The 14,383-nt window shown below is 70.1% G+C and carries 14 protein-coding genes; 6 read left to right on the forward strand and 8 right to left on the reverse strand.

All coding sequences use genetic code 11. The features are described 5' to 3' along the window. Window positions 1-28 precede the first annotated feature (28 nt). Complete coding sequence (locus OHT51_RS39930) at window positions 29-508, forward strand: VOC family protein (protein WP_328883796.1); 480 nt, start codon at window positions 29-31, stop codon at window positions 506-508. Between the two features lie 16 nt (window positions 509-524). Here the strand turns inward: OHT51_RS39930 and OHT51_RS39935 are convergent, their stop codons facing one another. The 5 genes from OHT51_RS39935 to OHT51_RS39955 all read right to left on the reverse strand — a co-directional run bounded on the left by OHT51_RS39935 (window position 525) and on the right by OHT51_RS39955 (window position 6,331). Beyond that, window positions 525-1,442 (reverse strand): SGNH/GDSL hydrolase family protein, encoded by a 918-nt coding sequence (locus OHT51_RS39935; RefSeq protein WP_328883797.1) that lies wholly within the window; start codon window positions 1,440-1,442, stop codon window positions 525-527. A gap of 118 nt (window positions 1,443-1,560) precedes the next feature. Beyond that, complete coding sequence (locus OHT51_RS39940) at window positions 1,561-2,439, reverse strand: geranyl diphosphate 2-C-methyltransferase (RefSeq protein ID WP_328883798.1); 879 nt, start codon at window positions 2,437-2,439, stop codon at window positions 1,561-1,563. 50 nt (window positions 2,440-2,489) lie between these two features. Next, the gene (locus OHT51_RS39945) at window positions 2,490-3,548 is read right to left on the reverse strand and encodes a family 2 encapsulin nanocompartment cargo protein terpene cyclase (protein ID WP_328883799.1); all 1,059 of its coding nucleotides are present in this window, start codon (window positions 3,546-3,548) and stop codon (window positions 2,490-2,492) included. Window positions 3,549-3,564: 16 nt separating this feature from the next. Then, window positions 3,565-5,001 carry a family 2B encapsulin nanocompartment shell protein gene (locus tag OHT51_RS39950; protein WP_328883800.1) on the reverse strand — a complete coding sequence of 479 codons (1,437 nt, stop codon included), beginning with the start codon at window positions 4,999-5,001 and terminating at the stop codon, window positions 3,565-3,567. A 322-nt stretch (window positions 5,002-5,323) separates the two neighbouring features. Next, window positions 5,324-6,331 carry a zinc-binding alcohol dehydrogenase family protein gene (locus OHT51_RS39955; RefSeq protein ID WP_328884586.1) on the reverse strand — a complete coding sequence of 336 codons (1,008 nt, stop codon included), beginning with the start codon at window positions 6,329-6,331 and terminating at the stop codon, window positions 5,324-5,326. Between the two features lie 151 nt (window positions 6,332-6,482). Between OHT51_RS39955 and OHT51_RS39960 the strand changes: the two genes are divergently transcribed. Together OHT51_RS39960 and OHT51_RS39965 are read left to right on the forward strand one after the other, a co-directional pair. Further along, entirely contained in the window at window positions 6,483-7,286 is an 804-nt protein-coding gene (locus tag OHT51_RS39960; RefSeq protein WP_328883801.1) for a VOC family protein, read from the forward strand. Between the two features lie 38 nt (window positions 7,287-7,324). Continuing rightward, entirely contained in the window at window positions 7,325-8,020 is a 696-nt protein-coding gene (locus OHT51_RS39965; protein WP_328883802.1) for a ribonuclease H family protein, read from the forward strand. Window positions 8,021-8,038: 18 nt separating this feature from the next. Here OHT51_RS39965 and melC2 read toward each other — a convergent pair whose 3' ends face one another. Together melC2 and melC1 are read right to left on the reverse strand one after the other, a co-directional pair. Further along, on the reverse strand, window positions 8,039-8,863 hold the full coding sequence (gene melC2 / locus OHT51_RS39970) for a tyrosinase MelC2 (protein ID WP_328883803.1): 825 nt from the start codon (window positions 8,861-8,863) through the stop codon (window positions 8,039-8,041). Between the two features lie 92 nt (window positions 8,864-8,955). Further along, window positions 8,956-9,396: an apotyrosinase chaperone MelC1 gene (gene melC1, locus OHT51_RS39975; protein ID WP_328883804.1), complete on the reverse strand. Its 441-nt coding sequence runs from the start codon at window positions 9,394-9,396 to the stop codon at window positions 8,956-8,958. A gap of 346 nt (window positions 9,397-9,742) precedes the next feature. Between melC1 and OHT51_RS39980 the strand changes: the two genes are divergently transcribed. After that, on the forward strand, window positions 9,743-10,966 hold the full coding sequence (locus OHT51_RS39980; protein ID WP_328883805.1) for an FAD-dependent monooxygenase: 1,224 nt from the start codon (window positions 9,743-9,745) through the stop codon (window positions 10,964-10,966). Between the two features lie 7 nt (window positions 10,967-10,973). Here OHT51_RS39980 and OHT51_RS39985 read toward each other — a convergent pair whose 3' ends face one another. Next, window positions 10,974-12,665, reverse strand: a complete 1,692-nt coding sequence (locus OHT51_RS39985; protein WP_328883806.1) for a cholesterol oxidase substrate-binding domain-containing protein — start codon at window positions 12,663-12,665, stop codon at window positions 10,974-10,976. A gap of 137 nt (window positions 12,666-12,802) precedes the next feature. Here OHT51_RS39985 and OHT51_RS39990 point away from each other — a divergent pair, with 137 nt between their 5' ends. Together OHT51_RS39990 and OHT51_RS39995 are read left to right on the forward strand one after the other, a co-directional pair. Continuing rightward, complete coding sequence (locus tag OHT51_RS39990; RefSeq protein ID WP_328883807.1) at window positions 12,803-13,786, forward strand: aldo/keto reductase; 984 nt, start codon at window positions 12,803-12,805, stop codon at window positions 13,784-13,786. 81 nt (window positions 13,787-13,867) lie between these two features. Further along, window positions 13,868-14,350: a DUF6328 family protein gene (locus tag OHT51_RS39995; RefSeq protein WP_328883808.1), complete on the forward strand. Its 483-nt coding sequence runs from the start codon at window positions 13,868-13,870 to the stop codon at window positions 14,348-14,350. Window positions 14,351-14,383 lie beyond the last annotated feature (33 nt).

The following is a 14,383-nucleotide window of genomic DNA, read 5'->3' on the forward strand; positions in this document are numbered from 1 at the left end:
CAGCGTTCCGCACGCCCAGGAGGTACCCATGGCAACCGACGGATTCACCACGTGTCTCTGGTACGACGGCCAGGCCGAGGAGGCCGCCAACTTCTACGTCTCCGTGTTCAAGAACTCCGGCATCGGCAAGGTCGCGCGCTACCCCGAGGGCGCGATGCAGCCGGCCGGCTCCGTCATGACCGTCGAGTTCACGGCCAACGGCCACAAGTTCCTCGCGCTCAACGGCGGCCCCCAGTTCAAGTTCACCGAGGCGACCTCCTTCATGATCTTCTGCGAGAACCAGGAGGAGATCGACTACTACTGGGAGAAGCTCATCGAGGGCGGCGGCGAGCCCGGCCCCTGCGGCTGGCTCAAGGACAGGTTCGGGCTGTCCTGGCAGGTCGTCCCGGACAGCCTCGACGCCATGGTCACCGACCCGGACCCGGCGAAGGCGGCCCGCGTGACCAAGGCCTTCATGGAGATGGGCAAGTTCGACATCGCCGCTCTGGAGAAGGCCTACGTCGGATAGGGAACCGGCCCCGCCGTCAGCCGACGGTGTGCGTGCCGATCACTCGGGTGATCTCCCGGGCGATCCGCAGGATCCCGGGCGAGCGGACCGGGCACGGCCTGGGCTTCGAGGTCGTCGGTGCCAGACAGAAGTGCAGGTAGTCGTCGTCGCGGTGCAGGGCGGTCCGGTCGCGGTCCGACTGGGTGCAGTACTCGGCGTGCTCGCGCTCGTACGCCGTGCACGGCAGGTACTGGACCCAGGAGTGACGGGCCCCGGCCGCGCTCAGCGCCTTGCCCGCGTCGGCGAGCAGGCCGCCCGAGGCGCCGGCCCGCAACTCGTACAGGGCGTTGACGCGCCGGACCCGGTCGGGGGCGATCGGGTCCGGGCCCTGCAGCACCCAGACGATCCGTGTCTCACCGGCCGCAGCGATCTGGTCGGTGAGCCGCTTCAGGTCCGCCTCGTACCGCTTGAAGTACTTCCCGGGCGAGGCGTCATGGGTGATCCCGTCCATGCACGGCGTGTAGCCCCACGCGTTCCCCCAGAACTGCAGCACCACGAAGTCCGGCCGCAGCCTGCGCACCAGGGCGGCCGCCTTGTCCGCGACCGGCACGAGGGACCGCTCGCCGGTGCCCTCCAGGTAGTCGCACAGGGTCGTTCCCGAATAGGGGGCGCTCGCGTACGTCGCCCCCAGCTCACGGCGCACCTCCTGCCCGAGCACGTCCTGCGCCTCCATGGCGAGGGAGTCGCCCAGGTACAGCACGGTGGGCGCCTTCGAAGGGGCTTTCTTGCCGGTGCCGGTGCTCGCGCTCGGCGAGGCTGGCTTCCGCTGCTGCGTGGTCACCGACGCCTGCGGTGCGTCCGGAGGCGGCGCCGCCTCCGGCCCGGACGCCGGATCCCCGCACGCGCCGAGCAGCACGGCGGCCAGCAGTAGCCCCACGATCCACGGCCTGCGCATACGGCAACTCCCGCCCCGGGCACCGAAAACGGTTCCCCAGGCAAGCACAGCCGGGCCCAAGGCGGAAGACTCGCGTCGGCCATGGCCCACCCATGGCCGACGCGAGCCCGGCGGTCGGTCAGACGCGGTCCGCCGCGATCAGCAGGTACTGGAAACTGCCGTTGCGGTACGCGGTCAGGAACGTGTCCTCGATGCCCGTCACCAGGTGCTCGGCCTCACGGCGCAGCTCCCAGTAGGGCATGGTCGCCTCGGTGAGGTCCTCCACATGGACCGGGACGAGCCGGTTGCGAGCCATGGCGCGGAAGTACTCCGAGCGTGGGTGGATGTCGCAGATGTAGTGGGCGTTGATCAGGGACACCTCGCGCGAGGCGCGCCCGTAGGTGTCGTTGTAGCAGCCGGTGATGGTCACGTAGCGGCCGCCGCGGCGCAGCAGCCGGGCGTGCTCGGCGAACAGCAGGTCGAGCTCGACGTACATGGTCGACTCGTTGTTCCAGGAGGCCGCGTACGCTCCGGTCTGCAGCCCGGTGTCGAGCATGTTGCGGTGGTGGTAGCGCACCCGGCCGTCGATGCCCCGCTTGCGGGCCTGGGCGTTCGCGAACTCCGCCTGCTTCTGCGAGATGGTGACGCCGTCGGCGTGGCAGCCGTACCGCAGATGTGCCGTAACGCTGCCGCCGCCGCGCCCGCAACCGGCGTCGAAGACGCGGTCGGTGGGGGCGAGGGGGCCGAGCCGGTCGGCGAGCAGTTCGGCCTGGGCGTGCTCCAGCCGGTGCAGTTCGGTGGTGATGCGCTCCCGCCGCAGGTCCGGGTCGCGTTCGTCGAGCACGGCGCGGTCGGCGGCTCCGATGCCGTAGTGATGGTGGTAGAGGTCGTCGAGCTTTCCGAGTTCGAGGTTGACCGGGTTCTCCTCGGCGTTCCAGTAGTCCGCGACGCGGGTCTGGTACGTGGACTGGGTCGGCACCGATGCTGCCTTGGTGCCGGCGTCGGGGGCGATGGTCAACGGTGACTCCTCGTGCTGGTGCTTGTGACGCTCTGTCATTCGATCGCGCTTTACCAGTAGTTGGGCAGGTGGTAGCGGTGGGTGTTGGTGGAGTGCCACTCGTGGTTGCCGGCCACCCAGTCGGACAGGCCCCGGGCGTACCGCTCGACGAGCGGTGAGGTGACGGACAGCAGGGCCGACTCCTCCTCGAACGCCTCCATGATCCGGTTGTGGATCTCGACGGCCTTGAGGTAGGCGGCCTTCAGACCGCAGTGCTCGTTCGCGGCGATGACCTGCGGCAGGTTCAGATGGTCGGGGTCGCTCGCCAGCTCCTTGGTGAAGGAGTACAGGTCGTTGACGATCGTGGTGGCGTTGCAGGCGAGCGCCGTGATCCGCTGGATCTCGGGGCGGGCGTAGACCGCCTCGGGCAGTTCGTAGCCGTCCACGGCGTCCACGATCGACAGACAGGGCCGGAAGTTGTTGAACTGCCGCATCACCAGGTACTCCCAGACCTGCGGGACATACCGGGTCTCCGCCCAGGCGGCTTCGGCGAGATAGCCCAGGTGCAGCCGGGCGATGTCGTGGACGAAGCGGTCGGTCTGGCTCGGAGTGGCGAAGGCGGCGTAGTCCTGGAGGGCGAAGTGGTACGAGCGCAGCGGACCGTCGGCCCGCACGCCGTGCCGCCACTGTTCCTCCAGCTCGGGAATGCCGTGGTACGGGTCGAGCGCCGACTGGGCCATGATCAGCCGGCCCCCGAGGCCCCTGCGCGCTCCGCCCCGGCCCTCGTCCTCCTCGCAGTAGCAGGAGTCGACGACGTTCTCGGCGAGCAGCAACTCGCCTGCGGCCGTCAGACGTTCCAGATCGAGAGCCTGAGGATGCTGGAGCACCACGGCCCGCCCGAACTGGAACCCCGAGAAGTCGCCCTTCCACGCCTCGGGGAACAGATCGAGATGCCGGGCCCACTCCTCCAGCCTGCGGTCGACCTCCGCGGCCTTCACGGGGTCGGCGGGGGCCACCTGCCGGTACCGGAGCCCGGGAATCGCCCCGGTGCGCCGCTGGGTGCCGAACGAGCTCGCGATGTCCGGCGGTCCCGGCAGTGCGAAGCCGGAGACGGGGGAGGACGTGCTCATCGGGTGCTCCACGCGGTCACTCGGCCGTCCGGCCGATCTGGGCGTTCTCCAGGATCCCGACCGCGTCGGGGACGAGGATCGCCATCGAGTAGTAGGCGGTGACCAGGTAGCGCATGATCGAGTTGGCGTCGATGCCCATGAACCGCACGTTCAGGCCCGGCTGGTACTCCTCCGGAATGCCCGTCTGATACAGCCCGACGGCGCCCTGGTCGCCCTCCCCGGTGCGCAGCGCGATGATGCTGCTGGTGTGCTGCGGGCTGATCGGGATCTTGTTGCACGGGAAGATCGGCACACCCCGCCAGGCGGGGATCTCGTGCCCGTCGACGTTCGCCGTGCCCGGCACCAGACCACGCCGGTTGCACTGCCGGAAGAAGGCCGAGATCGCCTTCGGATGGGCGATGAACAACTTGGTCTTGCGGCGCATCGACAGCAGTTCGTCCATGTCGTCGGGGGTCGGCGGCCCCGTGAAGGTGCTGACGCGCTGCCCGTGGTCGGCGTTGGCCAGCAGCCCGAACTCCCGGTTGTTGACCAGCTCCCATTCCTGCCGTTCGCGGATCTCCTCGATGGTGAGGCGGAGTTGCTGTTCGGTCTGGTTCATCGGGTCGTTGAAGAGGTCGGCCACCCGGGTGTGCACGCGCAGCACGGTCTGGGTGAGGGACAACTCGTACTCACGTGGCGAGAGTTCGTAGTCGACGTAGCCGCCGTCGATCGTCGGCTCGCCGGTGTGGCCGGCCTGCACCGGAACGTGGGCCTCGCCCTTGCGGTTCATGGGCAGCTTCTGGCGTTCGCCGTACGCCTCCAGGTGCGCCGCGAGGGACGGCACCCGGTCGACGATCTCCGCGACCACGGACCAGGGGAGCGCCAGCAGTACGCCGGCCGTCTCCGCGCGCACCGAGCTCCGCCACAGCGGCTCGGACTGGCCGATGGCCTCGTCGCCGAGCTGGTCGCCGTCGGTGACGACCCCGAGGATCTCCTCCTCGCCGTACTTGCCCTCGGTGAAGCGGGTGAAGCGGCCGTGCACGACGAGAAAGGCCTCCGTGACCGACTGCCCGGCGGCGACGAGCACCTGGCCGGCCCGGACCTCGCGCACCCGGAAGCGGCTCGCGATCTCCTTGAGGACATCGATGTCGGAGTAGCCGCGAAGGGTGGGCAGTTCGGTGAGCGTCTGCGGGATGACCTTGATGTCGTCGGCGCCGTTCTGCTCGAACTGCACCCGGCCACGGCCCACGCGCAGTTGGAGACGCCGGTTGACCCGGTAGGTACCGCCCTTGACGTCCACCCACGGCAGCATCTTCAGCAGCCATCGCGAGGAGATGGCCTGCATCTGCGGTTCGGACTTGGTGGTCGTGGTGAGTTGGCGCGCCGCATGGGTGCTGAGACTGGTGAGTTGTCCGTCGGCGGAGGGGCCGGAGTCGTCGGTGGCGGGTTCCGTGGCGCTGTCGGGTACGGACACGTATCTCCCTAGAGGGTGATCGGGCGTGAGCGAAGTGGTCGGTGACGACGGCAACCGCGGGCGCGTGATGGGGGCTGCCCAGTGGCACTGGTGAGCCGCACGCGCCGCAGGGACAAGCCAAACAGCGCAGGTGGTGGGGTCGGTACGGCGTGAAGGGGGCGGTTTGATCACCTCGGTGGTGCAAACTCTCCCTGGAAGCAGAGGGCACACGCGCATGTGCCTGCACGCCGGTCGCGTTCGGCCCGACGTGCGGGCGCGCGGGGCGCGCGACCTGCGGGCTCTCGCACTTCGTGTCCCGTCCGGCGCGCGGGCCGCACGAGGCTCAGGAGACGTCGTTCACCAGTACGGCCGCTCCGTCGAAGCGCCCGGCCTTGAGATCCCGCAGTGCCTCGTCCGCCCGGGAGAGCGGATACGTGTGTGTCGTGGCGCGCACGGAGTGCTCGGCGGCGAGTGCCAGGAACTCACGGCCGTCCGCGCGCGTGTTGGAGGTGACGCTGCGCAGCTGCTTCTCGTAGAACAGCTCGGTCTCGTAGCGCAGTGCCGGGACGTCGGAGAGGTGGATGCCCGCGACGGCCAGGGTGCCGCCCCGGTCGAGGGCGCGCAGCGCGACCGGGACCAGCTCACCGACCGGCGCGAACAGGATCGCGCTGTCCAGTGGCTCGGGCGGCATCTCCTGCGCGTCGCGCGCCGAGGCGGCGCCCAGATCGAGCGCCAGCTGCCGCGCGGCCGCCCCGCGCGTGAGGACGTGGACCGTGGCGCCCTCGGCCATCGCCACCTGCGCGCACAGATGGGCACTGCCCCCGAAGCCGTACAGCCCGAGCCGCCCGCCCGGTGGCAGCGCAGCGCGTCGCAGGGCGCGATACCCGATGATCCCGGCGCACAGCAGCGGCGCGCACGACACGTCGTCCAGGCAGGCGGGCAGACGGTACGCGAACGCGGCCGGCACGGTCGTGTACTCGGCGTACCCGCCGTCGGCGTCCCAGCCGGTGTACACCGAGGCCGGGCACAGGTTCTCGGCGCCCCGCGCGCAGTAGCCGCACGAACCGTCGGTCCGCCGCAGCCAGGCGACCCCCACCCGCTCCCCGACGCCGAAGCCGCTCACAGCCGCCCCGAACCCCGCGACCTCGCCGACGACCTCGTGCCCCGGCGTCACACCCGGCCGGTGCACCTCCAGATCACCCTCGGCGACGTGCAGATCCGTGCGGCACACCCCGCACGCCCACACGCGCACGAGCAGTTCGTCGTCCCCCGGCACCGGCACCGGCTTCTCGACCGGCCGCAGGGACCCCGACTCGACCGGCCCCGGCTCGACCACCGACCACGCACGCATCGTCCCGTCCGCCATACCGTGTCCCGTTCGTCGACCGGCTGCCGTCCACCCCCAGTCTGGAGCGGAAAGGGGCATTCGGCGCGCGGCCGGAGGGCCGGGTGACTAGCGTAAGAATCCGGACAACTCACCGATCCGGGAGAGGGCCGCGATCATGGCCGTGAAACCTGCAGGAACGCCGATCTGGGCCGATGCGATGTTCAGTGACGTCGAGGGAGCAAAGAGCTTCTACGGCGACGTCCTGGGCTGGACCTTCGGCGAGGAGTCGACGGAGTTCGGCAACTACACCCAGGCGTACGCGAACGGCAAGGCGGCCGCCGCGGTGGTGCCGCCGATGCCCGGCCAGGAGGGCCAGTCGCAGTGGTGCCTCTACTTCGCCTCCTCCGACGCGGGCGCGAGCGCCGCCAAGATCCGTGAGAACGGCGGCGAGGTCCTGATGGAGCCGATGGCGGTCGGTGAGTTCGGCAGCATGTGCCTGGCCCGGGACCCCGGCGGTGTCGTCTTCGGTGTCTGGCAGCCCGGCACCCACAAGGGCTTCGAGACGGAGATGGATCAGCACGGCGCCTTGTGCTGGTCGGAGATCTTCACCCGCGAGCCGGAGAAGTCCGACGCCTTCTTCCCCGCCGTGTTCGGCTATGGGCAGCAGCAGATGGAAGACGGGGAGATGGACTTCCGGCTCTACACCCTTGGCAAGGACAACATGGCCCTGGGCCGGATGAAGATGACGTCCGACTTCCCGCCCGACATCCCGCCGTGGATCAACGTCTACTTCAACGTCCCCGACTGCGACGACGCCGTCGCCAAGGCCACCAAACTCGGCGGAACCCTTCGCTTCGGCCCGATGACCAGCCCCTTCGGCCGGTTCGCGGCGCTGAGCGACCCGCAGGGCGCGAACTTCTCGGTGATCGACACCGGCACGACCGAGGGCGACATGCCCAAGCTCAGCGACGTCTCCTGACCGACTCCGCGATTCCGGGCACCCGGCCCGCCCATGGCATGATCGGGCCCATGCTTGAACGTGTAGTGGCCGCGTGCGACGGGGCTTCCAAGGGAAACCCCGGACCGGCGGGCTGGGCCTGGGTCGTCGCCGACGAAACGGAGACCCCGGCCCGCTGGGAGGCGGGACCGCTCGGCAAGGCCACCAACAACGTCGCGGAGCTCACCGCCCTGGAACAGCTGCTCACCGCGACCGACCCGGACGTACCGCTGGAGATCCGCATGGACTCGCAGTACGCCATGAAGGCCGTCACCACCTGGCTGCCGGGCTGGAAGCGCAACGGCTGGAAGACGGCCGCCGGAAAGCCGGTCGCCAACCAGGAACTGGTCGTACGCATCGACGAACTCCTCGACGGCCGCACGGTCGAGTTCCGCTACGTCCCCGCCCACCAGGTCGACGGCGACCGCCTGAACGACTTCGCCGACCGCGCCGCCAGCCAGGCCGCCACCGTGCAGGAGCCCGCGGGCAGCGGGCTCGGCTCACCGGAGCCGCCACCCTCCCCGGACACCCCCAAGGCCAAGGCGGCCCCGCGCCGCAAGGCTGCCGCGCCCCGGAAGAACGGCAGCTCCTCGCGCACCATCAAGGCCAAGTTCCCCGGCCGCTGCCTCTGCGGTCGCGGCTATGCGGCGGGCGAGTCCATCGCCAAGAACCCGCAGGGCTGGGGCCACCCGGAGTGCCGGACCGCCGAGGCGTGACGACGAGCCCCGCGGGGCTCAGGCCGCGTCGAACGTGTAGTGCGCGGTGTGGTCCAGCAGGTCCGCGGGGCGTACGTCGTTCCACGGCTTCATCGTGTCGCCCAGGTCGATCACATTGGGCGTCCCGGCGGCCGGCAGATAGGTGGAGCCGGGGTGCCGGCGCTGCCAGTCCGCCCACAGCTTGTCGATGTAGGCGTGGTGCAGCCAGAACACCGGGTCGTTGGGCGACGCGCCGGTCGCCATCTGCCCGCCGACCCACACATGCACCCGATTGTGCAGATTGACGCCGCGCCAGCCCTCCAGGTGGTTGCGGAAGCCGTCCGAACCGCTGTTCCAGGGCGCCATGTCGTACGTGGGCATGGCGAGCACGGACTCCACCTCGGCCCGGGTCGGCAGCTCGCGGACGCCGGCGCCGAGCGCCCGGCGCAGAAACGTACGCCCGTCGACGCGCACATTGATCTGCCAGTTGCCCGTCGACGCCGCGAACGGCCCGTCCATCACCTGTCCGTCGCGGCTGCGCCCGGTGCCGCCGAGGAAGTCGGGCGCCCACAGCGAGGACCGTATCGAGCGGTCACTGCTCCAGTCCCAGTACGGCAGCGCGACCGAGGCGTCGACCTCCTGCAGCGCGCGCTCGAACTCGAGCAGGAATCTGCGGTGCCATGGCAGAAAGGACGGTGAACGGTGTCCGGTGCGCTCGCCGTTGTCGGTGTCGCCGACGATGAAGGCGTTGTGGGTCGTGACGAACTCGTCGTAGCGGCCGCTGCGCTTCAGCTCCAGGAGCGCGGAGACGAATCGCCGCTTCTCGTCGGCGGTGAGCAGAGCCTGGTTCTTACGGACGGTCATGGTCGCTGGTGCTCCAAAGTGCGGGTGGGGCAAGGCAGTTGGTCGATGGACGGCCGCCCTGTCGGCGGTCGACCGGTACTTCGGTCGGCAGGTCAGCCGGTGGGGAAGGGGAGGAGCGCGGCGCCCTGGAGTTCGTCCACGGCGGCGCGGGCCGCGGCGCGCGGCGTGGGCACCGGGTCGTAGTGGCTGACGACGCTGATCCAGCTGCCGTCGGCGTTGCGCATCACATGCAGTTCCACCCCGTCGACGAGCACGGCGTATCCGCCGCCGTGGTGCGCGTGACCGCCGCCCGAGGCCGGTCCGCCCTGTATCCGGCGGCCCTTGTAGACCTCGTCGAAGGGCGTCGGGGTCGGGGCATGGTGGTCGTGCCCGCCGGTGGACCTGGTCGACGCGGTGGACCCGGTCGACGCGGTGGACCCGGCCGGGGTGGCGGACGCGGTGGTGGCGGTGGGGGCGGTGACCGTCTGGACACCGGCCACGGTGGCGAGGGCGGCCGCGGCGGTGAGCGCACGGCGACGGCTGAGTTCCGGCATGCGGACCTCCTGAGTTCGTTCGGTTGCGACTCCGCATGCCTATCGGGCCGGACGAGAGCGGAAGAAATCGCTCGGCAGTGGTTGGCCCCGATCCGGACAAGTAACTACATGTCGTGCAAGGTTGAATGAAGGTGATCTTGCCGCGATGGTGACCGTGAAGCCCCGGAACGGGAAATTCCTCCCCCGGTAGATCGCGTTCCGGATGGTCCTTCGCCGGCGGAGCCGGCGCGCGTGGCCCACCTCACGCGCGGAAAGTGGCGCGATCAGCAATGCCGCGGGATGGGGTGTCCGTCCTGCTACTCTGCCGAGCAGATATGGCCGATTTGAGTATTTTCAAGGGGTGTGTGTGAAGATCGCCTGTGTCGGTGGCGGGCCCGCCGGCCTCTACCTCTCGATCCTGCTGAAACTGCGGGACCCGTCGCACGACATCACCGTCCACGAGCGCAATCCGGAGGGCACCACCTACGGCTGGGGTGTCACGTACTGGCGCGGACTGCTCGTCAAGCTGTACGAGCGCGACCCCGTGTCCGCTCGCGCCATCGAGGAGAGCTCGGTCCGCTGGGACGAAGGCGTCGCCCACGTCCGGGGCGTGACGGCCCGTCGGCCCAGCGACTCGGGGCACGGCATCGGCCGCCACCGGCTGCTGGAGATCCTCGCCGAACGCGCCCGGGCGCTGGGCGTACGGCTGGACTACGAGCACGAGATCACGCCGGAGAACCTTCCCGCCGCCGACCTGATCGTCGCGGGTGACGGCGTCCACAGCTCCCTGCGCACCCAGTACGCCGACCACTTCGGTACCCAGGCCAGAGCCGGCCGCAACCGCTACCTCTGGCTCGGCACCAGCAAGGTCTTCGACGCGTTCACCTTCGCCTTCGTCGAGACCGCCCACGGCTGGATCTGGTGTTACGGCTACGGCTACGGCAAGGGCTCCGGCCCGGATGCCAGCACCTGCGTCGTCGAATGCGCCCCGGAGACCTGGACCGGCCTGGGCTTCGACACCGCGAGCGAGGCCGACGGACTGGCGCTGCTGGAGAAGCTCTTCGCCGACGTCCTCGACGGCCACGCCCTCATCGGGCGCTCAGGCCCCGACGGAAGCGACCGGTGGCGGCCCTTCCGCACTTTCGACAACCGCACCTGGCACCGCGACAACCTCGTCCTGCTCGGCGACGCCGCCCACACCACCCACTACTCCATCGGGGCCGGCACCACCCTCGCCCTGGAGGACGCCATCGCCCTCGCCGACGCGCTGCACGAGCACCCCGTCCTCCCGGAGGCGCTCGCCCACTACGAACGGGAGCGCAAGCAGGCCCTGTTGTCCATTCAGAGCGCGGCCCGCTACAGCGCCCAGTGGTACGAGAACCTGCCCCGCTACCTCCAGCTGCCCCCGGACCAGATGTTCGCCCTGCTCGGCCAGCGCCACTCGCCCCTGCTGCCGTATCTGCCACCGCAGCTGTACTACAAGATCGACCGGGCCGCAGGGCAACTGGAGGCCATGCGCCGCCTCAAGCGCTGGCTCGGACCGAAGGTCGCACGCACCGTGCATGCCAGGGCCCTGGCATCCCGTACCTAGCAGTGACTCACCGGAACAGCCGGTCGAGGAACGCGTTGCCGAACACGCCGTGCGGGTCGAGGCGGTCAAGGACGCCGGAAGCCTCGCCCCACACGCCCTCCCCGAAGGTGCCCGGCACGACCGTGCCCAGCACCTCCCCGTCGCTCCACGCGGCCTCCTTCGTATAGGCCCAGCCCTTCGACCACTCCACGCGGGTCATGGCGTACTCGCCGTCGAAGGTGCGCAGCAGAAACCGCTCGATCTGGCTCAGGAAGGCCTCCGCGTACGGCGTCCCGGGCAGCGTCAGGATGTTCAGCCAGACGGCGGTGTCCCACTCGGGACGGTCGTCGCGCGGACGGAGTGCCGACAGCAGCGGGGTCCGCGCCCCGTCCAGGCCGGCGTCGGCCGGATCGTCGAGGCCGGTCACCCGGATCTCCACCGACCCGTTGACGGGGAACTGCCCCCGGTCGGCGTACGCCGCGAGCCGTTCCCGGTAGAAGGACGTGAACTCGGCCACGACGCGCTGTACTTGCGCCCTGCTGGTGAGCACCGCGTAGCCGTTCGTGGCGATCCTCAGCGTCGTCGGCCGCAGATACAGCAGCGTGTTCTTCGACGGCCCCCAGATGTCCGCCGACAGCGTCGCCACCAGTCCGAGCGCGGCCACGTCGTACTGCGCGTTGCCGAGCACCGGCGCCAGATACCAGGCCCCGTCCGACACGATGTGCCCCACCAGTTCCGCGACCGGCGTCGGGACGCTGTCGGAGAACGGGTAGTTGTACGGCCTCGTCACGCGCCGCGAGACCGGCGGCCGGGTGGGGGAGACGCTCCACACCTTCAGCCACGGGAACTCGGTGAAGGCGAACCAGATCGCCTCGACCCGCCCGGCCCGGTCCAGGTGACTCGCGAGGGTGCGTCCGTCGGTGCCGGGCGCGGCGAAGAGCTCGCGCGCCGGGATGTCCGTACGGCTGACGCAGCGAAGGTCGGTGTTCGCGCCCACGCGCAGCACGACCTCGGTCACCAGGGAGCGCCCGAGATGGGCCAGCAGGGCGGCACAGTCCGCATCGTCACGACCGTACGTCCGCAGCACGTACGCGCCCCTGGCGTCGTCCCAGACGACCGCCGTCAGCGACAGCACGAGATTGCTCAGCGAACCGTACGTGTGCCCGGGCAGCCGCTGTTCGCCGCGCGCCGGTACGGCGGTGCCGTGCGCGTCGACGGCCAGGGCGCCGCCCAGGGTGAGGTTGCCTGGCGCGGGCACGGCGGTGATGCCGAGACCGTGTTCCTCGAGGCGGGTGAGCAGGGCCTCCAGGGTGACGCCGGTGCCGGCGCGCACGGTCGTCGGCGACTCCACGGACAGGCCGGTGAGATGGGCGGCGGTGTCGACGAGGAGGACCGGCGCGTCCGACGGGGTGCCCTGTGTGATCGTCAGCGGTGACCAGCCGTGCGAGGCGCCCCGGGCGCGCACTCTCCAGCCGTGCCGCCAGGCCCAGTTGACGACGGCGACCACCTGCTCCGGGCGGGCCGGTGTGCAGGCCCACAGGCCGTCGGCGGTGATCTCGCCCACCCAGTTGCGGTACGCCGAGCGGTGGAGCGCCACATCGGCCGGGAAGTCGGGCAACTCCTGTGCCGCGGCGGCCGGATCCGCCGGCAGCAGAGTCGGTATGGCGGTCAGGGCGGCTGCCGTGCGCAGGAAGCCCCTGCGGCTGAAGTCGTCGGTCACGGACTCACGCTAGGGACCGCATTGACAGGCACCGTCTGCCTGTCGAATTGATTCACCCGTGTGAGTGATGGATTCACAGGTAACGAGGCGGAGGGGCCTGTTCCGCGCACATGGATGACGAGTGACACACTGACGCCATGGACGAGCGTGTAATCGGTAGGTCGGGTCAGCGGGCATCCGTCGTCGGTCTCGGTACGTGGCAGCTGGGCGCCGACTGGGGAGACGTCGACGACAAGGAAGCCCTCGCGGTGCTGGAGGCAGCGGTCGAGTCGGGAGTGACCTTCTTCGACACGGCCGACGTGTACGGCGACGGGCGCAGCGAGCAGACCATCGCCACGTTCCTGCGCGCCAGGCCCGAGCTCGACATCTTCGTCGCGACCAAGATGGGCCGCCGGGTCGACCAGATCCCCGAGAACTACGTCCTCGACAACTTCCGCACCTGGAACGACCGTTCACGGCGCAACCTCGGCGTCGACCGCCTCGACCTGGTCCAGCTGCACTGCCCGCCGACCCCCGTCTACTCGACGGACGAGGTGTTCGACGCCCTCGACACCCTGGTCGCGGAGGAGCGCATCGCCCGCTACGGCGTGAGCGTGGAGACCTGTGAGGAGGCGCTGACCGCGATCGCCCGCCCGGGTGTCGCGAGCGTGCAGATCATCCTCAACCCGTTCCGCATGAAGCCCCTGCGCGAGGTGCTGCCCGCCGCACACGAGGGCGGCGTCGGCATCATCGCCCGGGTTCCGCTGGCCTCCGGCCTGCTGTCGGGCAAGTACACCAAGGACACCGTCTTCGCAGCGAACGACCACCGCACGTACAACCGGCACGGCGAGTCCTTCGACCAGGGCGAGACCTTCTCGGGGGTCGACTACGCCACCGGCGTCGAGGCCGCCGCCGAGTTCGCCGAACTCGCACCGGTGGGCTACACGCCGGCCCAGCTGGCGCTGCGCTGGATCATCCAGCAGCCGGGTGTGACCACCGTGATCCCCGGCGCCCGCACACCCGAGCAGGTCCGCGCCAACGCGACCGCCGCCGCGCTGCCGGAGCTGTCCGGGGACACCCTCTCCGCGATCCGGGACCTCTACGACCGGCGGATCCAGGACCAGGTGGAACACCGCTGGTAGACGCGTACGGCTCCGGACGGCCGCCCAGCCGCACCGGAGCCGCGCTGTTTGAATGTTCACCGCCGGGGTTACCCGCAGTGCATGACCACGAAGGAAAACCGGACAGGACGCGACGAGACCCAGGAAGAGCGTGCCGACCGCATGTGGGGCGAGCTCATCCAAGAGGTCAGGGTGGCCCAGATGGGCGTCCAGATCCTGTTCGCCTTCCTGCTCACCGTCGTGTTCACACCGAAGTACGACACCCTCGGCGACACGGACCAGACCATCTACATCGTGACGGTCGTCCTGGGCGCCACCGCGACGGGTGCCCTGATCGGTCCCGTGTCCCTGCACCGCCTGGTGTCGGGGCGCCGCATCAAGCCGCAGGCGGTGGAGTGGGCCTCCCGGCTGACGCTCCTCGGCCTGATCCTGCTGCTGGCCACCATGGCGGCTGCGCTCCTGCTGATCCTGAGGGTCGCCACGCACGACGACTGGGTGCCTTGGCTGGTGACGGGCGTGGTCGTCTGGTACGTGGTGTGCTGGTTCGGGCTGCCGCTGTGGACCCGCCGCCGCCACACAGAGTGAGCGGCGACGCCTCGGCCGTATGAGGGAGGGCAG

It is taken from the genome of Streptomyces sp. NBC_00299 (assembly GCF_036173045.1).
GTDB classification, from domain to species: domain Bacteria; phylum Actinomycetota; class Actinomycetes; order Streptomycetales; family Streptomycetaceae; genus Streptomyces; species Streptomyces machairae.

Excerpts from the sequence above, each read along its gene's own strand:
- OHT51_RS39930 (WP_328883796.1), top strand. The coding sequence starts at position 29 with ATGGCAACCGACGGATTCACCACGTGTCTCTGGTACGACGGCCAGGCC.
- OHT51_RS39935 (WP_328883797.1), bottom strand. The coding sequence starts at position 1,442 with ATGCGCAGGCCGTGGATCGTGGGGCTACTGCTGGCCGCCGTGCTGCTC.
- OHT51_RS39945 (WP_328883799.1), bottom strand. The coding sequence starts at position 3,548 with ATGAGCACGTCCTCCCCCGTCTCCGGCTTCGCACTGCCGGGACCGCCG.
- OHT51_RS39955 (WP_328884586.1), bottom strand. The coding sequence starts at position 6,331 with ATGCGTGCGTGGTCGGTGGTCGAGCCGGGGCCGGTCGAGTCGGGGTCC.
- OHT51_RS39960 (WP_328883801.1), top strand. The coding sequence starts at position 6,483 with ATGGCCGTGAAACCTGCAGGAACGCCGATCTGGGCCGATGCGATGTTC.
- OHT51_RS39965 (WP_328883802.1), top strand. The coding sequence starts at position 7,325 with ATGATCGGGCCCATGCTTGAACGTGTAGTGGCCGCGTGCGACGGGGCT.
- melC2 (WP_328883803.1), bottom strand. The coding sequence starts at position 8,863 with ATGACCGTCCGTAAGAACCAGGCTCTGCTCACCGCCGACGAGAAGCGG.
- melC1 (WP_328883804.1), bottom strand. The coding sequence starts at position 9,396 with ATGCCGGAACTCAGCCGTCGCCGTGCGCTCACCGCCGCGGCCGCCCTC.
- OHT51_RS39990 (WP_328883807.1), top strand. The coding sequence starts at position 12,803 with ATGGACGAGCGTGTAATCGGTAGGTCGGGTCAGCGGGCATCCGTCGTC.
- OHT51_RS39995 (WP_328883808.1), top strand. The coding sequence starts at position 13,868 with ATGACCACGAAGGAAAACCGGACAGGACGCGACGAGACCCAGGAAGAG.